Below are 20366 nucleotides of genomic sequence, written 5' to 3' on the forward strand. Positions count from 1 at the left end.
AGACGCGTTGGCGCTCGCCTAGAATGTGGGACATTTTAGCCACGTTTAAAATTCGACAAGAACATGACTTTAATCAAAGGTAAATCGCGTGCGGTCATCGCGATTGGCCGGGGCAGAATCCCGGTAGCATTAGCTCAAATGATGATACGTAAGATCTATTCAGGTTGTCTTGCTTTAGCAACTATTTGTGCCCTTTCCGCTTGCGGCGGGGTTCAAGCCACGCAGACTGGGGCATTGGTCCTAGGCGCTCCTGAAGGCGACGTCGAAAACACTTTGTGCGGAGTATTTCACGAGCAGAACTTTGTCGGCGATGTAGCATCCAGCACTTCAGAGGATCCGCTATGGATCACTGACGTGCAAGCTGTAGAGGCTACGGGCTGGGAGTCAAAGCGATCCGTGGCAGCACTGCTACCCGAAGGTGAGACTAGCTTGATGGCGTGGACTAATGAGAGCCTCAAAGAGGCAGAATTCAAAGAAATCGCTAAGAGATTAGCACCTTTAGATAGTCCCATCGAAGTCCCTGCCGGGGAAAATGTGCAGGTAGGTCTCGAAGGTGCCGTGAAGAATGGTGTGGAAAACGCTGAAGTTTCACAGCTTCGGGTTATTTATAAGACAGATTTGAAATCATCGAAAAGCTTTTCTGTTGTCGGAAATATCCGCTACGAGTGGAGAGCTCAAAGCTGCGAGTGACCGCTGTGTGACCAAAGTTTCTTGAGCTATCACGTGGTTGAGAACAACAGAATCCCCTGGCCAATACGGTTAGGGGTTCTGTTGCTCCTATTGGAAGCTGACTAGATCAGTGCAGTATTTGTGTAGTCAAATTCGAAGCGCGCCCGCACGGTTATTGACCGTTCAGTTTCAGACGCGAACACATAGGAGTCACGCCGATTTTCGGTGTCGTAGAAACTTGGCACTGGGGCGTGCTCAAATTCATTGACCTCATCGGCTGCCACCTGCTCCGGCTTGCGGAGAGCAGGTCTTCCTCCAGATTAAATACTGAGTTCTTGTAGAGAGCAGTCTCGATGATCCCTTTCAGCACTTTCACGCGAGATGGATCTGAACCATGCCTGCACTCGCGCGAAGCCAGCCAGATGAACTGTGTAGGACTTCCAACCAATTGATAGAAAGAGGCTCGGAAAAACACGACAAGACCTTCTAAGACGACTCGGCTGAACAGCCAGTGGAAAACGCCTCAGACATCGCCGACAGGTTCGCGGCTTGAAAGTATTGAGGGATCATCAACGACTCTGTTTCAGAAACTTGACCCGCTCATCTCATTAGCAAGTAGCGATCCATAAAACTTTTCCCCACGAGTCACCCCCTAAACACCAGCGCAACGTAGTTCATTGGTGCAGGTCCAAAATTAAGCTAATCATCGCCCCTGTCCTGTGGACGGGGGCGATGATCAAAGGGGGCTATTTGCTGTCTTTGTCGCCAGTCATCGTAATGGGCTGGACCCCTGAATTCGGGAAGCAGCCGATAGGGCTCTGGCCGGATTCGGCGACGATATCCAGGCACTTGGACGTCAATGTTTCCGGAGTCAGCGAGCGTTCCAGGATCTTATTGGCTTCGGCTTCAGCCTGGCTGGTCTGCTTGCGCTGCTGGGCCACGCGGGTCTTGGCGGTTTCCGCCTGCAGCTCGTTGATGCGGTTCTGCGTCGGCTCGTCGAAGTTGATGATCGGCAAGGTAACCGAGCGGATCTCGATCTGGGTCTTGACCTTGGCCTGCATCTTTTCCTGGACGGACTTCGCCAGGCCTTCCAGGTCCTGGCCGCCGCTGGCCGGTTCGCCGTATTCCAGCGGATCATAGGTGGCCATGACCTCGTTCAAAGCGGCGCGGAAGTTGCGGTCGACGAGGTTGGACTGGATGCCCTCGAAGGTGCGGTAATCCAGGAACACGTCCATCGCATCGTCGGTCTTCAGCTGCCACTGGATCGAGGCGTCAACGTCGGCTCGGCCGTTGTTGCCCAGGCGAACCGGGATGGCGCTGCTGGCGGAGTAGACGTCGTTCTGCACCGAGCCATCCAGCTTCTCGACCTTTTCCCATGGCCACTTCAGGTGGAAGCCGTTGCTCACCACGGAGGTCGGCTTGCCCAGCGCGACCTTCACGCCTACAGTGCGTGGCTGCACGATGGTGGTGGACATGATGGCCAGCACAATCAGCGAGACGATGAAGATGCTGATTCCGGTGAAGCGCGTGGAAGAGCGGTTCTTGTTTTCTGGCTTCATGGATTTGCTGGCAAGCATGACGAGCAATCCTACGACGGCGCAAATGACCGCAAGAATAGTGGGGAACATGATCTCCTCGATGGTGTGACGGTAATTTATATTCTATCGTTTAGATAATTGAGAACAAATTCAGACACCGCAACACAGAAATATGATCTGCTATCGACCGGAAATAGGCACTTCGGGCACTAGACTCGGAGGCATGCAAAAACGAGAACTTGGACGTACCCACCGCAACGTGTCGGCCATTGGCCTGGGCACCTGGCAGCTAGGCGCTGACTGGGGCTCGGTAGACGAGACCGACGCGCTAGCCGTACTCGATGCCGCCTATGAAGCCGGCGTGAGCTTCTTCGACACCGCCGATGTCTACGGCGATGGCCGCAGCGAGCAGCTGATCGGCACTTGGCTGAAGGCCAACCCGGACGCCGGGGTCACCGTGGCCACCAAGATGGGCCGCCGTGTCGAGCAGCTGCCGGAGAACTACAATCTGGATGCCTTCCGCGCGTGGAATGACCGCTCCCGCAAGAACCTGGGCGTGGACACCCTGGACCTGGTCCAGCTGCACTGCCCGCCAACCCCGGTGTACTCCACCGATGCGATCTACGATGCGCTGGACACCATGGTGGATGAAGGCCGGATGGCCAACTACGGCGTTTCGGTGGAAACCGTGGACGAGGCGCTGGCGGCTATTGCCCGCCCGAACATCGCCACCGTGCAGATCATCATCAACGCCTTCCGCCACAAGCCGCTGGAAACCGTGCTTCCGGCAGCCCGCGAGGCAGGGGTGGGGATCATCGCCCGGGTGCCGCTGGCCAGCGGATTGCTGACCAACCGCTACACCCTGCAGACCGAGTTCGCCAAGGACGACCACCGCAACTTCAACCGCGATGGCTCCTCCTTCGATGTCGGGGAGACCTTCTCCGGCGTGGACTACGCCACCGGTCTTCAAGCCGCTGGCGAGTTCGCCAAGCTAGCTGCCGCCGAGGCGCCCGAAGCCACCAGTGCCCAGGTGGCTTTGGCTTGGCTGGCCGCCCAGGACGGGGTGAGCACCATCATCCCCGGAGCCCGCAATGCGCAGCAGGCCCGCGCCAACGCGGCAGCCGGTTCGCTGCAGATTTCCGAGGGATTCAACGCCTCGGTCCGCGATCTCTACGACGCCAAGCTGCGCGAACAGATCCACCCGCGCTGGTAGGCAGCACGGGTGGGATGCCGTTCCTAGCCTTGCGGCGCCCCGACCCGGATGCTGGCACCTAGTGCCACCGGCTCGGCGGGGCGCTGCTGTCCGCGCTCGGAAACATATTCCAGCTCGGTATCCGGTGCGGCGGTGTTCACGAAGGAACGGAAGCGCTTGAGCTTCACCGGGTCGGCCAAGGTGGCGGCCCATTCATCCTCGTAGTTGGCCACGTGGGTTTCCATGGCCGCTTCCAACTCGTCGGCCAGGCCCAGCGAATCCCCGATCACCACCTGCTTGGCCCGTTCCAATCCGCCATCCAGGTCCTGCAGCCAATGCGCGGTGCGCTGCAGCTTGTCCGCGGTGCGGATGTAGTACATCAGGTAGCGGTCGATGTACTTGAACAGCGTTTGGTCATCCAGCCCGCCGGCCAGCAGTTGGGCATGGGCCGGGTTGGCGCCGCCGTTGCCGCCCACATACAGGTTCCAGCCATCGGTGGTGGCGATTACGCCGATGTCCTTGGCCCGGGCTTCGGCGCACTCGCGGGCACAGCCCGAAACGCCCATCTTCAGCTTGTGCGGTGCCCGCAGGCCCCGGTAGCGCAGCTCCATTTCGATGCCCAGCGCGGTGGAATCGAGCATGCCGTATCGGCACCAGGATGAACCGACGCAGGTCTTCACATTGCGCAGCGACTTGCCGTAGGCCTGGCCCGATTCGAAGCCGGCGTCCACCAGCTCGCGCCAGATCTCGGGCAGCTGCTCCAAGCGGGCGCCGAACATGTCGATGCGCAGGCCGCCGGTGAGCTTGGTGTACAGGCCGTATTTCTGTGCCACCGCTGCAATCACGCCGAGCTTCTCGGGGGTGATCTCCCCGCCCGGGATGCGCGGCACCACCGAATAGGTGCCGTCCTTCTGCATATTGGCCAGCACGCGGTCGTTGGTGTCCTGGGCGCCGGCAAGACCTGCATCCATAGGGTGGGCGCTGGTCTGCGAGGAGAGGAAATTGGCGATCACCGGCTTGCAGATATCGCAGCCCTGGCCGGTGCCGAAGCGTTCCATCACCTCGCCGAAGGCCTGCAACCCGGCCACGCGGATGGCTTCGTAGAGCTCCGGACGGGAGAAGGAAATATGCTCGCACAGGGCGGTGGAAACTTCCGCGCCGTCCTTGAGCATCTGCGCTTCCATGAGCTTCTTGAGCATCGGCACGCATGACCCGCACTGGGTGCCGGCACGGGTGCAGCCCTTCAAGCCGGAGACCGTGGTCACCGGTGCTTCGCCCTCGAAGCAACCGCAACCCGAGACGGCATCGCGGATGGTGCCAGCAGTCACGGAATTGCAGGAGCACAGCACCGCATCATCGGGCAGTTCGCCCTCCGGCGCTTCGCCGCCTAATGCACTCAGATATGCGCCTGGCTCTCCGGGCAGTTCCCGGCCGAGCAGCGGACGCAGCGACTGGTACGGGGTGGCATCGCCAACGAAAATGCCGCCGAGCAGTGTCTTGGCGTCGGAGGACACCACTAGCTTCTGGTACAGGCCGCGCGGGGCATCGGCATAGACCACTTCCAGCGCCCCCTCGGCGCGGGCGAAGCCATCGCCAAAGCTGGCCACATCCACACCGGAGAGCTTGAGCTTGGTGGCGGTGTCGAAGCCGGCGAATTCGGCTTCGCCCCCGGCCAGCTGTTCGGCCACGATTTCCGCCATGGCGTTGGCCGGAGCGACCAGGCCAATGCAGAAACCCTCGTAGTTCGCGACCTCGCCAATAGCCCAGATGTGCTCGATATCGGTGGCGCAATGCGCGTCGATGACCACGCCGCCGCGTGGGCCCATGCCGAAACGGGGTGCCGGGCTTCCTGCTTCGTCAAGGGCCGCGTTGTAATTGCGGATCAGTTCATCGCGGGGACGAACACCGATCGAAACGACCACCATATCCGCATCGATGGTGCGTTCATCAGCCATCAGCACGCCGGTGACAGCCGTGCTGCCGGACTCCTGGCTGGTCAGGATTTCCTGCGGGAAAACGCCGTTGTGGACGGTGAATCCGGTTTGCTCGATGAGCCGGCCCATGGCTTGGCCAGCGCCTTCATCCAGCTGGGTGCCCATCAGCCATTTGCCGCCATCAATGACCACTGCCTCCGCACCCAGTGCTTGGGCACCCGCGGCAGCTTCCAAACCGAGCAGCCCGCCACCGATGGTAGCTACCACCGGGGTGCGGCCCAGGGAAGCTGAAAGTTCCTTGACCTTCTGCGCGATGGACCAGACATCTTCCAGCGTGCGGTACACAAAGGTGTGCTCGTTGCCGGCGATTGGCAACGTGGCCGCGTTGGAACCGGTGGCCAGCACCAATTCGTCGTAGCTGAAAATGCGTCCGTCTTCCGTGGTTACCGTGCGCTTGGTGCTGTCGATAGCGATGGCCTTGGCGTTGGTTTGCAAGGTGACATGCTCGGCTTCCCAGAGCTTCGGATCGCCGAGGGTGAGATCGACTCCGGGGTTGGTCAACGCCTGGGAGAGCGCCACGCGATCATAGGGAAGGTGGGTTTCTTCGGTCAATACCGTGATGCTCAGATCCTGCGGTGCGCGGCTGGCCAGGGCTTCGGTGAAGCGGTGGGCTGCGGGACCGCCGCCGATAACCAGGATGTTGCGTGCATTGTGTGGAGTACCCATGATCAATTTCGACTTTCGCTGGGAAACGGTGAGTTTCAGGCTGATGAGTCCACTGTAGAAAGCATGCTTTGCGCCGCAATTACCCTTGTGTTTCGGCCGGAGCAATTCTCTCCACCATCAGACGAAAGCCAGGTGAAGCGGCTGAAACATATTCGAATCATTCGCAATGGGCAATCGTTGCGCAAAGGCAATTGGACAGGATAAACCAGCGGATTTCCGGGAGAATCCAGGATTCACGGTGCCCATTTTTGCTGTTAGGCATGCTTTACGGACTGGCAACGGCTGGAAGCATCGGGCGAAACATGCGGCTTCTAAGCTCGGTATGTCAGCAGATGCCAACCACGAAGGGCTTACGTTCATGAGCACGCAAATTGCAGAAGACACCCGTGAAGCTACTTTGAGCTTGGCTCCGCTTTGCCGCAGTGCAGAGCTGGAGCGTGGATGGGGAGAAGCGCTGTGGCTCGAGGCCACACAGCTAGCCCTGTTCCGTACCGAAGAAGATGCCTTCTACGCAACCTCGCATCACTGCCCGAACAGCGGCGCGAAGGTCATGGCCCGCGGCATTCTGGGCGACACCATGGTCGAAGGAACCAGCGTGGCCACCGTTGCCTGCCCGCTGCACAAGGAAGTGTACCGACTGGATACCGGCGAATGCCTGAACGCCGATTCGCTGCCGCTGCCAGTGCAGCGGCTCATGGAAATCGAGGGACAGCTATGGATGGAGCAGAGCAAATGAGTATCAAATCAGATCGCAGCCTGAACGTCGAGCATTCGGCCTGGCAAGGCTGGTACGAACTGAACGACGAGACGGATTCGCTTGCAACCAACTAGCTCCGGCTATCGCATTTTCCAGCGGTGGCGTGCAAGAATAAGGCAACTCGCATCATCATCCAAACGCAGGGACGAAAGCTCACGGCTTTCGTCCCTGCGATTTTGCGTTCCGGCCGGGCATAGGCAAGGGCGGCCAGCTAGCTGGGAGCCGACCGCCCATTGGAGTCATTACGCCAGGGCAGGCGCCTTGGCCAGCAACTCTTCGATCTTCGCTTTGCACCCGCCGCATCCGGTGCCCGCACGGCAGTTCTCGCCGACCTCGGCGACGGTGGTGCAACCAGCGCCTACAGCATGGGTTACCTGGCCGTAGGTAGCGCCCGAACAGCGGCACAGCTGATCATCATCGCTGGGGATAGCAGCGATTTGATCCGTTGCCGGATCATCCAGCCGCAAGAGGGCCGAACGGTCTTCAGGCAATGCGGTGGCCCGTTCATAGGCCAGCACGAGTTCGGCACTGGTTTGCGGCAATCCCATGGCCAGGAATCCGGTGACCGTATCCTGCCGGGTGACGATCTTCAGGTACCGTCCGCGCGCAGGATCTGCATAGACGGTTGCCTGCAGATCGGTATCGTCCCAATAACCGGCGCTGATATCGCCGGCTGCAGTCAGCTCGATGCCTTGTCCCTTGAGCATCAATACATCAGAAGCAGAGAAGTCCGGGGCAGCAAGCGGCTCGGAGCCAGAGGAACCAGCCAGCCGCAACAACTGCTGGGACAACCATGCGGCTTGGGCCCAGCCCGGGGCCAGCAGTCCGACCGGTGGCTGTCCGGCAACTTCGGCACAGTCGCCGAGGGCGAAAATTCGCTGCTCGGTATCGGCGCAAAGGAATTCATCAGTCTTAATACCGCGGCCCACCGGTAATCCACAGCCCGAGGCCAGCTCTGTTCTGGCTCTCACACCCGTGGAAATGAGCAGGGCATCAGCCTGGATCAGTCCGTGGGTGGAAGTCATCAGGCCGGTGAAACCCTGTGCATCCTTCTGAATGCCACTGGCCTTCGCACCAGGGATCACCTCGACACCTGCTTCACGCAGATTACGCGTCAGCAGCGCCCCTCCATCTGCATCCACGACGCGTCCCAAGGGAGCCGAACCATGATGCACCAGCACCGGTTGGGCGCCGGTGCGCGCAATGGCCAAGGCCGCCTCGATACCCAGAACTCCGCCGCCGAGAATTAAAATGCGTTGGCCCAGACCGATCGATTCCCGCAGCTGGTGGGCGTCATCCACCGTGCGCAGCGCGAAAACTCCGGCTGGCAGTGAAGCATCAGCGTGCGGATCGAAATTCAGGCCGTTGAGCGTGGGGATCACCGCTCGGGCGCCGGTGGCGAAAACAAGCCGGTCGTAGGACACATAGTCGTTGCCGCCCAGATGGATCCGGCGCCGTGAGCGATCGATGCCGGTAGCCTGCACGCCCAAGCGCACGTCGACTCCGGCATCGGCCAAGCGCTGCGGATCCACCATGCTCAGGTGTTCGAACTCGGCGGCTCCGGCTGCCAGTTCAGCGAGCAGCACACGGTTGTAGGCCAGGTGGTCTTCGGCGCTGATGATGGTGATGGCGCAGTGGCCGGCCGCCGCTGCCGGGAGCAGCCCTTCGACAAGGGACGCGGCGACGGGGCCGAAGCCAATGATGATAATGCGTTGCGGGCGTTGCTCGTTCATTGTTCCTCTTTCACAGCGCTCAGCGAAACATGGGCGTGCTTGAATTCCGGCATCCTGCTGTGCGGGTCGACCTTCGCCTCGGTCAGCAGGTTTGCGGTACCGGAATCCGGGTAGTGGAAGGGCAGGAAGACCGTGTCCAGCCGGGCATCGGCGGTCAGCAGCGCGCGGGCGGTGACTTCACCGCGTTCATTGCTGATCACGACCTTCTGCCCCTGGGCAATCTGGTGGGCCAGGGCGGTTGCCGGATGGATTTCCAGCAGCGGTTCCGGAGCGGCCTGGGCCAGCTCGGGGACCCGGCGCGTCTGGGCGCCAGACTGGTAGTGCTCCAGCAGCCGGCCGGTCACCAGGGACACGGCCGCGTTGTTCTTCCGGGGTTCCGGTTGGAAAGCAACTGGCACCAGCACTGCACGCCGATCCGCATGCGCAAAACCGTCAAGGAATAGCCGAGGGGTTCCATTGCGGATGCCGCGCCTGGCCTTCACTTCGGTGCCTGCAGGGCACGGCCAGTAGATGGCCGCCCCGGCATCGAGGTCATCCCAACGCACCCCCGAGTAGTCCGCCAGGCCACCGGCCGAAGCCAATTTGAGTTCTTCGAAAACTTCCCGCGGATCGGGGGAGAAGTGGCCGGGAGCATCCAGCCGCTGGGCGAGCTGGGCGAGGATCCACAGTTCGCCGCGCGCATGTTCCGGTGTCGCCAAGGCAGCGCGGCGGCGCAGGATCCGCCCCTCCAAGTTGGTCATGCTGCCTTCTTCTTCAGCCCATTGCAGCACCGGCAGGACCAGGTCCGCTCGGGCTGCAGTCTCCGAGAGGAAGAAGTCGCAGACCACCAGGAAATCCAGCCTGGACAGTGCGTGGATCACGCGTGACGCATCGGGTGCGGAGATCACCGGGTTGGCCCCGTGGACCATCAGCATGCGCGGACCGGTGGGGGAACCTAGCGCGTCAAGGAGTTCAACGGCGGGAAGCCCGGGACCGGGAATGGTTTCGGGGTCAACACCCCAGACGCGGGCTACATGCGCACGGTGTTCCGGGTCGGTGATCTTGCGGTAGCCGGGAAGCTGGTCGCACTTTTGCCCGTGTTCCCGACCGCCCTGCCCGTTGCCCTGGCCGGTGATGGTGCCGTAGCCGCCGGCCAGGGTTCCGGGCAAGCCGAGCAGCAGCGCGAGGTTGATCGCGGCGGTGACCGTATCGGTGCCGTTGGAATGCTGCTCGATGCCGCGGCCGGTGAGGATGTAGACCGGCTTGCCGCCGGCCTTCGCTTCGCTGGCCGCCTGGGCCAGGGCCCGGGCGGTGCGCCGGATCTGCTCGGCAGGAACGCCGGTGACCTGGGCGGTGCGTTCTGGCCACCAGCTGGCCAAGGAGGCTTTCACTGCATCGAAACCGTTGGTGCGGGCGGCCAAGTAGCTGGTATCGGCCAGGGACTCGGCCACCAGCACGTGGGCCAAGCCCAGCAGCAGCGGAAGGTCGGTGGCGGGGGTCGGCTGCAGGTGCCAGCCAGCATTATCGGCGCAGAGCTCGGCTGTAGCTGAACGGCGCGGATCAACCACGATCAGCCCGCCGTTCTCACGGGCCCCGGCCAGATGCCGGACAAAGGGCGGCATGGTATCGGCCACGTTGGAACCGAGCATCAGGATCATCCCGGCCGAATCCAGATCAGCCAGCGGGAAAGGCAATCCCCGGTCCAAGCCGAAGGCGCGGTTGGTGCCGGCGGCCGCCGAGGACATGCAGAACCGTCCGTTGTAATCGATCCGCGAGGTACCTAGGGCCAGCCGCGCGAACTTGCCCAGCTGGTAGGCCTTTTCATTGGTCAGCGACCCGGAACCGAAGACCGCGAGTGCGTCGGCTCCGGAGTCGGCCCGGATGCCTAGCGCCTTTTCGGCAACCAGATCCAGCGCATGCTCCCAGCTAACCGGGGCAAAGCTTCCATCGGGCTGGCGGAGCAGGGGTGATTGCAGGCGTTCTGGGTGATCGAGCAGCGTGGCGGCGCTATAGCCTTTGCGGCACAGCGCCCCGCCATTGGTCTCGAAGTCCCGTCCCTTCAGGCTCACCGGTTCGGTGCCGTGATCCTGCTGGTTGGGTTCCAGGGTGATGCCGCACTGCAGGGCGCAATAGGGGCAATGAGTGTCGGTCATCCTAGACTCCGTGCTGGGCGAAACGGGTGCCTGAGCGTGCATAGGCGAACCATGCGGTGGCCATGAGCAGCAGGTAGACCGCGATGAAGATGATGAACGCCGTGGTGTAGGCGCCGGTGCTGGATACGGACAGGCCCAAGGCCTGGGGAATCAGGAAGCCGCCGTAGGCGCCAATGGCCGAGATCAAACCGAGGGCTGCGGCCGCCTTGCGCGAAGAATCCACCTGGCTTGCCTGTTTTCCCTCGTCGCTCAGGGCAAAGACTGCCGGGATCATGCGGTAGGTCGAGCCATTGCCGATGCCGCTTGCGGTGAAGAGCAGCAAGAACAGGAAGAGAAACATCCAGAAGTTGGCCCGTGGCAGGCTGAGCACTAGCGCAGCGGTAATCAAGGCCATGGCTCCGAAGGTCGCCACGGAGATGCGTGCGCCGCCGAGCTTGTCAGCGATCTTGCCGCCGTATGGACGGGCCAGGGACGCGACCAGCGGGCCGAGGAAAGCCAAGGTGATGGTTGCGGTGCCCAACGGCAAGGCCGCGTATTCAGGGAAAGTGTCAACGATCAGCTTGGGGAAAACTGCCGAGAATCCAATGAAGGAGCCGAAGGTTCCCACATACAGTGCGGAGATGATCCACAGGTGCTTTACCTTCAGGCAGGCAATGGCGCCGCGGATATCTGAGCGGGCCGACGACAGGTTGTGCATGTATTTCCAGGCACCCCATGCGGAGAGCAGAATCAACGGGATCCAGAGCATCCCTGCCAGCGGAAGCTGCAACGCCCCGGCGGCGAAGACCGTGACAATGACCGGTACAAGCAGCTGGGCGACCGCCGCGCCGAGGTTGCCGCCGGCGGCGTTGAGGCCCAACGCCCACCCCTTGCGGGAAGCGGGGTAGAAATAGGTGATATTAGCCATCGAGGAAGCGAAATTTCCGCCGCCGAAGCCGGTCAGCGCCGCAAGGCTGAGCATGACCCAGAATGGCGTGGACGGATCAGCCAGGGCCAGGGAAATGCCGCCGGCCGGAATCAGCAGGAGCAGCGCGGAAATGACCGTCCAGTTGCGCCCGCCGAAACGGGCCACCATGAACGTGTAGGGGATGCGCAGTGTGGCACCGACGAGGCTCGGGATGGAGATCAGCCAGAACAGCTGCGTGGTGCTGTAGCTGAATCCCGCTACTGGAAGATAGACCACGACAATGGCGAAAAGCTGCCAAACGCTGAATCCGAGGAACTCGGCGAAGATGGACCACTTGAGGTTTTGGCTGGCTACCGCAGATCCGGTGCGCTTCCAGAATTCTGGATCATCCGGGGTCCAATTGCTGACCCAGCGTCCTGGTTGCACCTGCAGTGCCTGCGATGTGTCAGATGCTTCTAGCTGTGCGCTCACGTTATCCGATCCCTTCTCTAGCACTTGATGCATCTGAGCTTCTCAAAGAGGTATTTCGCCTAGGTGCTCAGGTTGTTGCGCCGAAGGGAACTTAAATTCACCCGCCGGATCGGTGCGCCGATAGGCGGCTGTAATGTGTTGGAAACCCGAGCCCCGGGGCAACGATCCAGCTTCGGGATTCGCGGTGCTGGAGGGAGGGGCCAGTCCCGTCGGATCGCTGCAAGTGGGAGAGGGGATGAGCGGCAAGACGGCAAGTTTTTGTTCATGATGCGAAAAAGAGATTTCAAAAGAAGTGTTGCGTGCGTCACAATCCGCTGATAATCTCGTAGCTGTCTATGGCGGGCACCCACCTGATGGGTCGCTATCTACCGGGCATGCAACTGATCGATTTCAGGTGACAAGCGCAACCGGTAGCTAGCGCCAAGCAGCGCGCTGCGGTTCTCTTGTCCAAAGCATGAGGAGCCACGCGATGAGCGTTACTACCACTGGCCAAGACTATCTTTCGATGGCCATCGATATTGCCACCACAAATGTCCACAACGCCGGCGGGCCTTTCGGCGCCGTCGTGGTCGCCCCCGACGGCAAGGTCTTCGAAGGGGTCAACCGCGTCACGGCCAACAATGATCCATCGGCGCACGCCGAAGTGGTGGCCATCCGCACCGCGGCCGCCGCCTTGGGGACCTTCGACTTGAGCGGCTGCGTGCTCTACAGCAGCTGCGAACCTTGCCCGATGTGCCTGGCCACCTCGCTGTGGGCCCGCATCGGCAAGGTCTTCTTCGCGGCCAACAGGCATGATGCGGCTGCCGCCGGGTTCGACGACGCGGTGTTCTACGACTACTTCGAAGCAAAATCCAACCGCTCGCTGATGCCGGTGAACTGCTTCCAGTCCGAAGGCGGCGAGCACCTGTTGCCGTTCAAGGCATGGGATTCGCAAGAATCCCGGACCGACTACTAAAGGTCCAGGACCATGACCACGACAAGTCGCTTGCCAGCTGGCCCCCAGGGCGCGCAGCGCGGCAGCAAGCCGCGCCGGCCGGGCGGGCCGGGCGGCATCCTGGACGCGTTCTTCAGCATCACCGAACGCGGGTCCACGCTGGCGCGGGAATTGCGCGGCGGGATCGTCACCTTCTTCACGATGGCCTACATCGTGATACTCAACCCGCTGATCCTCGGCGGATTCAGTGCCGAGGCCGCACCCGTGGATGTGGCCGGCAACTGGCTTCCGGCCGCGCAGGTCGGGGCCATGACCTCGCTGACCGCCGGGGCCATGACCATCCTGTTCGGGCTGATCGCCAACCTGCCCTTCGGCCTGGCCGCCGGGCTGGGCATCAACTCCTTCCTGGCCGTCTCGGTGATCCAGGACGTCACCTGGCCTGAGGCCATGGGACTGGTGGTGGTCAACGGCGTGCTGATCGTCCTGTTCGGGATGACCGGGGTGCGCACCGCGATCTTCCGGGCCATCCCCAAGGACCTGAAGGCCGCCATTACGGTGGGCATCGGGCTGTTCATCACCTTCATCGGGTTCGTGGACTCCGGCTTCGTCACCCGTACCGCCGCCGGGCCTCCGGTGCAGCTGGGCGATGGCGGGTCGATCGTCTCGATCCCGACCATGGTCTTCGTGGTGGGGTTGCTGATCATGGGTGCGCTGGTGGCCCGCGGGGTGCAGGGCGCGATCCTGATCGGCATCGTGATCTCCACGGTGCTGGCGATGATCGCCGAGCTGGTGTTCAGGATCGGGCCAGCCGGCGCGGATAACCCGCATGGCTGGCACCTGAACATGCCGGTGCTGCAGGGAAATATCGTCTCGTTGCCGGATTTGTCGCTGGCCGGGGAGTTCGACCTGTTCGGATCCTTCGGGCGGATCGGCGCGCTGGCGGCGACGATGCTGGTGTTCACCTTGGTGTTCACGAACTTCTTCGACGCCATGGGCACCATGACCGGACTGGCCAAGAATGCCGGTCTGGCGCGCAAGGACGGCACCTTCCCGCGGCTGAAGGCCGCATTCGTGGTCGAGGGCCTGGGCGCGGTGGCTGGAGGCATGGGCTCGTCCTCCTCGAATACCGTCTACGTGGATTCGGCGGCCGGCATCGGGGAAGGGGCGCGCACCGGGCTGGCTTCGGTCATCACCGGGGTGCTGTTCCTGGGTTCGATGTTCTTCACGCCGCTGACTTCGGTGGTTCCCATCGAGGTGGCTGCCGCGGCACTGGTTCTGGTGGGCACCTTGATGTGCGCGCAGATCCGCGAGATCAACTTCAAGCGGTTCTCCAGCGCCATGCCGGCGTTCCTCACCCTGATCACCATGCCGCTGACCTACTCCATTGCCAATGGCATTGGCGCAGGGTTCATCGCCTGGGTGGTGGTGAACACCGCGGCCGGGCGGTACGCCAAGATCCACCCGCTGCTGTGGGTGGTGGCGCTGGGCTTCCTGGTGTACTTCGCACGGGGCCCGATTACGGCCCTACTGGCCTGAGCTGATACGGGCTATAGTAAGGATCCACTGAGGTGAGGTGGCTCACCTTGATGGTTTGCATGGATGTGAATGATCCGAATTCTGGAGGGTAATCATGGGCGGATGCCTCGCCTGGTCCAAGGGCCAGATCGCGCACGGAAACTGATCCCGCCGCAGCACGCGGCGGCGCCCTGGACGAGCCTGGAACCTCCGGCAGGGCGCCAGATCCCACCCATCATCCAATTCATTCATGGTGCGTCCGGCGATACCCGGGCGCAGGAGGTGTCAACGGCATGAGCGCCGAGGCAACGCAAGAGACAAAATGCCAGGTTACGGTCAACGGAAAGGTCCGGGAATTCGACGGGCCGCCGCATACCAACGCGCTGGATTTCCTGCGCGGGCAGCAATTGATCGGATGCAAGGAAGGCTGTGCCGAGGGCGAGTGCGGCGCCTGCTCGATCCTGGTGGCCCGCAGCGATGGGGAAGGCAGCAGGTGGACGGCGGCCAACGCCTGCCTGCTGCCGGCCGCGGCGCTCGACGGCCAGGAAATCATCACCTCCGAAGGGCTGGGCAGCGTCGCGGCGCTGCATCCGGTGCAGGAAGAGATGGCCAACCGCGGCGGATCCCAGTGCGGTTATTGCACCCCCGGATTCGTCTGCTCCATGGCCGCCGAATACTACCGCCCCGAGCGGACCGCCAATCCCGCAGTCAGCGCGGGTGATGGCGGGGAGCACGAGTGCGGACCGAATGGATTCGACCTGCACGCACTGTCGGGCAATCTCTGCCGCTGCACCGGATACCGCCCGATCCGCGACGCCGCCTACGCGCTGGGCGAGCCCGAGCCGGATGACCCGCTGACTGCCCGGACCCAGCACCGGGCCCCGGCACCGGTGGCCACCGACATCCAGCGCGCCGATACCCCTACCGGGGACCTGGGCCGCTTCCGCCGGCCGGCGGACCTGGACCAGGCACTGCAGATCCTGTCAACCGAACCGCAGACCGTACTGGTGTCCGGTGCCACCGACTGGGGCGTGGAGGTCAACATCAAGGGCGCCCGCGCCCGCTCGGTGCTGGCCATCGACCGGCTGCCCGAGCTGCGCCAGATCCACTGGAACGAGCAGTACCTTGAATTGGGTGCAGGCTGCACCCTGAGCGAACTGGAACGCAAGCTCGCCGGGCAGGTTCCGCTGCTCTCCCAGCTCTTCGGGCAGTTCGCGTCAAGGCTGATCCGCAATAGCGCGACCATCGGCGGCAATCTGGGGACCGGCTCGCCCATTGGCGACACCCCGCCGGCGCTGCTGGCGCTGGAGGCCGAACTGGTCCTTTCCAGCATCCGCGGCAACCGGATGGTGGCGCTTTCGGACTACTTCACCGGCTACCGGCAGACCGTGCGCGAGCCGGGAGAGATGATCACCGCGATCCGCATCCCGTTGCCGCTGGCGCCGCTGACCAGCTTCCAGAAGATTTCCAAGCGGCGCTTCGATGACATCTCCTCGGTAGCCATCGGCTATGCGCTCACGGTGTCGGACGGCATGATTACCACGGCGAGGATCGGGCTGGGCGGCGTGGCCGCAACCCCGCTGCGCGCCGTGGCCACCGAAGCACTGTTGGAAGGCCAGCCGTGGAACCTGGAAACCATCCGGGCCGCGGCACGCACCATGGGCACCGAAGGAACCCCGATGGATGACCACCGGGCCAGCGCCAACTACCGCAAGGCCATGCTGGCCTCCTCGCTTGAACGGTTCTATGCCCAGCAGCTTGAACGCAGCTTGGAAGCAGGACAGGAGCAGAACTCATGAGCCAGCTATCCCAACGCCCCGACGCTCCGGTAGTCGGCCAGCGCCACCGCCACGAATCCGCCGCCGCGCACGTCACCGGTACCGCGCTGTATACCGACGACCTGGCCGCGCGCCTGGCCGGGGTTCTGCATGCCTACCCGGTGCAGTCCACCTGCGCCCATGGAAAAATCCTGGGCCTGGATGCCAGCGCGGCACAGCAGGTACCCGGGGTGGTCCGGGTCATCACCGCGAAAGACATCCCCGGGGTCAATGACCAGGGCGCCAAGCACGACGAGCCGCTGCTCCCGGTTCACGAGGTCATGTTCTTCGGCCAACCGGTGGCGTGGGTCCTGGGTGAAGACCTGGAAGCTGCCAAGGCCGGGGCCAAGGCGGTGCGCGTGGAGTACGAACCGCTGGACTCGCTGATCACCATCAAGGACGCGATCGCGGCCAACAGCTTCCACGGCATCCAGCCCGAGATCTCCAAGGGCGATCCGGAGGCCGCATTCGCGCAGGCGGCCCACGTTTTCGAGGGTGATTTCGAGTTCGCCGGCCAGGAGCACTTCTATCTGGAAACCCAGAACTCGCTGGCGATGGTGGATGAGAGCGGGCAGATCATGATCCACTGCTCCACCCAGCATCCCACCGAAACCCAGGACATCGTCTCGCATGTGCTGGGCATCGGCGCCCACGAGGTCACCGTGCAGGTATTGCGCATGGGAGGCGGCTTCGGCGGCAAGGAAATGCAGCCCCATGGCTATGCCGCGGTGGCGGCCCTCGGTGCGGTGCTCACCGGACGGCCGGTGCGGGTGCGGCTGGACCGCACCCTGGACATGACCATGACCGGCAAGCGCCACGGATTCCATGCAACCTGGAAAATCGGCTTCGACGGGCAGGGCAAGATCCTGGCCCTGCAGGCCCAGCTGACCGCTGACGGCGGGTGGAGCCTGGATCTGTCCGAACCGGTGCTGACCCGCGCGATGTGCCATATCGACAATTCCTATTGGATCCCGAATATCAGGGTCAACGGGCGCATCGCCAAATGCCATAAGACCTCGCAGACCGCGTTCCGCGGCTTCGGCGGTCCGCAGGGCATGCTGGTCATGGAAGACATCCTGGGCCGGGTGGCCCCGCAGCTGGGATTGGACGCCCGGGAACTGCGCCGCCGCAATTTCTACACCCAGGGACAGGACACCCCGTACTACCAGCCGGTCCGGCATCCCGAGCGCTTGGAGGCTGCTTGGACCCAGCTGCTCGGCTCGGCAGATATCGCCGCGCGCGAGGAGCAGATCGCAGAATTCAATGCCGGGCACGAGCACGCCAAAAGGGCGCTGGCGATGACGCCGGTGAAATTCGGCATCTCCTTCAACCTCACCGCCTTCAACCAGGGCGGCGCGTTGGTGCTGGTCTACAAGGACGGTTCGGTGCTGGTCAACCACGGCGGCACCGAAATGGGACAGGGCCTGCATACCAAGATGCTGCAGGTGGCCGCCACCGCCTTGGGCTTGCCGCTATCCAAGGTGCGCATTGCCCCCACACGCACCGACAAGGTGCCCAATACCTCGGCCACCGCAGCCAGCTCGGGCAGCGACCTGAACGGCGGCGCGGTCAAGGATGCGTGCGAGCAGATCCGCGGCCGGCTCGCGCAGGTGGCCGCCGGAAAATTGGGGGTTCCGGCGCAAGATCTGCGCTTCAGCCGCGGCAGGGTCACCGCGCTGGGCAAGAGCGAATCGCTGGGTTGGGAAGAAGTGGTCAACGCCGCGTACTTCCAGCGGGTCCAGCTTTCGGCCGCCGGCTTCTACCGGACCGAAGGGCTGCATTGGGACCTCTCGCAGATGACGGGCAGCCCGTTCAAGTACTTCTCCTACGGGGTGGCGGCCAGCGAGGTGGAAGTCAGCGGCTTTGACGGCTCCTATGTGCTGCGCCGCGTGGATATCGTCCATGATGTGGGCGATTCGCTCTCGCCGCTGGTGGATCTGGGGCAGATCGAGGGAGGGTTCGTGCAGGGGGCTGGCTGGCTGACCCTGGAGGATTTGCGCTGGGACACCTCCGATGGCCCGGGCCGCGGACGGGTGGCCACCCAAGCCGCGAGCACCTACAAGATCCCGAGCTTCTCCGAGATGCCTGACGTCTTCAACGTCAGCTTGCTGGACAAGGCGCATGAGGAAGGCGCGGTCTACGGTTCCAAGGCCGTGGGAGAACCGCCGCTGATGCTCGCCTTCTCGGTGCGCGAGGCACTGCGGCAGGCCATTGCCTCCTTCGGCCGCTCCGGGCGTCCGGTGCCGCTGGCGTCCCCGGCGACTCCGGAAGCGGTGTTCTGGGCGATCGAAGCGGCGCGGGAGGAGCGGTAGCCATGCTGTCGTGGATTGAAGCTGTCACCGCGCTGCGCAATGAACGGCGTCCCGCGGTGCTGGCCACCATCACCGCGGTGCGCGGGCATGCCCCACGCGAGGCCGGCGCGAAAATGGTGATTGCCAGCCAGGAGATCTTCGGAACCATCGGCGGGGGCAACCTGGAAATGGCGGCCATGGAACGGGCCCGGCAGATGATCAGCGCGGGCGGGAACCAGCCGCAGAGCATCACCATGAAGCTCAGCGACAAGGCCCCGGCCAAGTACGGCAGGCAATGCTGCGGCGGCGAGATCACGGTGCTGCTAGAGCCCTTGCCGGTTCCTGCCACGGTGGCGATCTTCGGGGTGGGAAATGTGGGAATGGAATTGGCCCGCATTCTCGCCCGCCATGACCTGGAGCTGCATCTGGTTGATTCGCGCCCGGAATTCCTGGAGGACCTGCCGGCCCTTGAACCCAGCGTGGCGCGGATCCATTCGGCGGTGGCGGTGCTCGGGGAGCAGGTGCTCAGCTGCCTGCCTGGGGGAACGCACGTGCTGATCATGACGCACGATCATGCCGAGGATTTCCACCTGTGCGATGCCGCGTTGCGCCACCCGGGCTTGGGATCGATTGGATTGATCGGGTCGAGTGCCAAGTGGGCCCGCTTCCAGAAGAATCTGCGTGCCAGCGGCTTCAGCGACGAACAGATCGCGGCGATCCAGTGCCCCATTGGGATCGAGCAGGTGCGGGGCAAGCAGCCGGCGGTGATTGCGGTGTCCGTGGCTGCCGACTTGCTGGCGAGGATCACGTCCGGGGCAAAGCAGCCGGTGCGCAGCGCCTAGATGCGGGGCCGACGGGCGATTATGAGAATTGTCTAACGTGGGGAACAAGGAGCAATGCCGGGGAGTTTAAACAGGGGAGAGCGGTGCTTCGTGCACCGCGCCCGCAACGTCTAGGAGGCCAATTCCATGTCCATGTTCGACAAGCTGCTGCGCAAGGGCAAGCAAATGGCCGGCGAGTACGTCCGGGAACAGCTCAACCAGCGCGGCTCCAATAGCAATCAGCGCGGCTCCAATAACCAGCAACGCGGCTACCAGCAGAATCCCGGCGGCTACCAGCAGCAGCCGCAGCACCAGAACTACGGCGAGCGCGGCTACGGCAACCAGCCGGCCTCGGCACCGTCGCGCGAGGATCAGGCCGCGATCGAGAAGTACCGCTACATGCTCCGTACCGCTCCGCCGCAGGATATGGAACGCGCCCACGCCGAGGCTTTCGCCCGGCTGACCCCGCAGCAACGCGAACTGCTGCATCATGAACTCTCCGAGCAGTTGCCGCCAGCAGAACGCCCGATGAGCCAGGACCCAAGGGACCTGGCCCGTTCGGCAACCCGCGCGGAGATGTCGCGTCCCGGGTTCATGGACAAGATCTTGGGTTCCGGCGGCAAGGGACGGGGCATGGGCATGGCTGCCGGCGCGGCCGGCGGCTTGGGTGTTGGCCTGCTCGGCGGCGTGGCAGGTGCGTTCATCGGCACGGCCATTGCTGGACCGCTGCTTGATGGTTTCGCCGGCATCGGCGAAGAGTTCGGTTCCATGGCCGAGGGCCTGGGCGATACCGTATCCGGTGCCGGGGAACAGCTCTCCGCGGCCGGTGAAGGCCTGGGCGGCCAGGCCGAAGGCATGTTCGGGGACTTCCTCGGCGGTGCCGGTGGGGACTTCGGCGACTTCGAGTTCTAGTAACTGGTCTCAAGCCG

At 63.2% G+C, this 20366-nt stretch carries 14 protein-coding genes; 9 read left to right on the forward strand and 5 right to left on the reverse strand.

Annotation, left to right across the window (positions count from 1 at the left end; all coding sequences use genetic code 11):
- The first annotated feature begins 63 nt into the window (after window positions 1–63).
- Window positions 64–690 (forward strand): hypothetical protein, encoded by a 627-nt coding sequence (locus AC1Z36_RS05360; RefSeq protein WP_146112944.1) that lies wholly within the window; start codon window positions 64–66, stop codon window positions 688–690.
- A gap of 725 nt (window positions 691–1415) precedes the next feature.
- On the opposite strand, the gene AC1Z36_RS05365 is transcribed toward AC1Z36_RS05360, so the two are convergent.
- Complete coding sequence (locus AC1Z36_RS05365) at window positions 1416–2297, reverse strand: SPFH domain-containing protein (protein WP_105662040.1); 882 nt, start codon at window positions 2295–2297, stop codon at window positions 1416–1418.
- Between the two features lie 133 nt (window positions 2298–2430).
- Here AC1Z36_RS05365 and AC1Z36_RS05370 point away from each other — a divergent pair, with 133 nt between their 5' ends.
- Window positions 2431–3420, forward strand: a complete 990-nt coding sequence (locus AC1Z36_RS05370; RefSeq protein ID WP_105662039.1) for an aldo/keto reductase — start codon at window positions 2431–2433, stop codon at window positions 3418–3420.
- Window positions 3421–3443: 23 nt separating this feature from the next.
- On the opposite strand, the gene nirB is transcribed toward AC1Z36_RS05370, so the two are convergent.
- The gene (gene nirB / locus AC1Z36_RS05375; RefSeq protein WP_483561788.1) at window positions 3444–6059 is read right to left on the reverse strand and encodes a nitrite reductase large subunit NirB; all 2616 of its coding nucleotides are present in this window, start codon (window positions 6057–6059) and stop codon (window positions 3444–3446) included.
- Between the two features lie 358 nt (window positions 6060–6417).
- On the opposite strand from nirB, the gene nirD reads away from it, so the two are divergent.
- Window positions 6418–6795 (forward strand): nitrite reductase small subunit NirD, encoded by a 378-nt coding sequence (gene nirD / locus AC1Z36_RS05380; protein WP_105662151.1) that lies wholly within the window; start codon window positions 6418–6420, stop codon window positions 6793–6795.
- 263 nt (window positions 6796–7058) lie between these two features.
- On the opposite strand, the gene AC1Z36_RS05385 is transcribed toward nirD, so the two are convergent.
- From AC1Z36_RS05385 to AC1Z36_RS05395, 3 genes are read right to left on the reverse strand one after another with little or no spacing between them, the layout of a single operon-like run.
- Window positions 7059–8549, reverse strand: coding sequence for an FAD-dependent oxidoreductase (locus AC1Z36_RS05385; protein WP_105662038.1), 1491 nt, complete (start codon window positions 8547–8549; stop codon window positions 7059–7061).
- A complete protein-coding gene (locus AC1Z36_RS05390) occupies window positions 8546–10681 on the reverse strand; it encodes a molybdopterin oxidoreductase family protein (RefSeq protein WP_105662037.1) in 2136 nt (711 codons plus the stop codon). Before AC1Z36_RS05390 ends, AC1Z36_RS05385 begins: the two co-directional genes overlap by 4 nt.
- A gap of 1 nt (window position 10682) precedes the next feature.
- On the reverse strand, window positions 10683–12092 hold the full coding sequence (locus AC1Z36_RS05395) for an MFS transporter (protein WP_105662036.1): 1410 nt from the start codon (window positions 12090–12092) through the stop codon (window positions 10683–10685).
- Window positions 12093–12528: 436 nt separating this feature from the next.
- On the opposite strand from AC1Z36_RS05395, the gene AC1Z36_RS05400 reads away from it, so the two are divergent.
- From AC1Z36_RS05400 to AC1Z36_RS05425, 6 genes are all read left to right on the forward strand, one after another.
- Complete coding sequence (locus AC1Z36_RS05400; RefSeq protein ID WP_105662035.1) at window positions 12529–13014, forward strand: nucleoside deaminase; 486 nt, start codon at window positions 12529–12531, stop codon at window positions 13012–13014.
- Window positions 13015–13026: 12 nt separating this feature from the next.
- On the forward strand, window positions 13027–14529 hold the full coding sequence (locus tag AC1Z36_RS05405) for an NCS2 family permease (protein ID WP_105662034.1): 1503 nt from the start codon (window positions 13027–13029) through the stop codon (window positions 14527–14529).
- 272 nt (window positions 14530–14801) lie between these two features.
- The gene (locus AC1Z36_RS05410) at window positions 14802–16307 is read left to right on the forward strand and encodes a xanthine dehydrogenase small subunit (protein ID WP_105662033.1); all 1506 of its coding nucleotides are present in this window, start codon (window positions 14802–14804) and stop codon (window positions 16305–16307) included.
- On the forward strand, window positions 16304–18637 hold the full coding sequence (xdhB, locus tag AC1Z36_RS05415; RefSeq protein WP_105662032.1) for a xanthine dehydrogenase molybdopterin binding subunit: 2334 nt from the start codon (window positions 16304–16306) through the stop codon (window positions 18635–18637). Before AC1Z36_RS05410 ends, xdhB begins: the two co-directional genes overlap by 4 nt.
- A gap of 2 nt (window positions 18638–18639) precedes the next feature.
- A complete protein-coding gene (gene xdhC / locus AC1Z36_RS05420) occupies window positions 18640–19458 on the forward strand; it encodes a xanthine dehydrogenase accessory protein XdhC (protein ID WP_105656201.1) in 819 nt (272 codons plus the stop codon).
- A 126-nt stretch (window positions 19459–19584) separates the two neighbouring features.
- Window positions 19585–20349, forward strand: coding sequence for a hypothetical protein (locus AC1Z36_RS05425; RefSeq protein ID WP_105656202.1), 765 nt, complete (start codon window positions 19585–19587; stop codon window positions 20347–20349).
- Window positions 20350–20366: the final 17 nt, after the last annotated feature.

The organism is Glutamicibacter sp. BS14 (genome assembly GCF_056934375.1).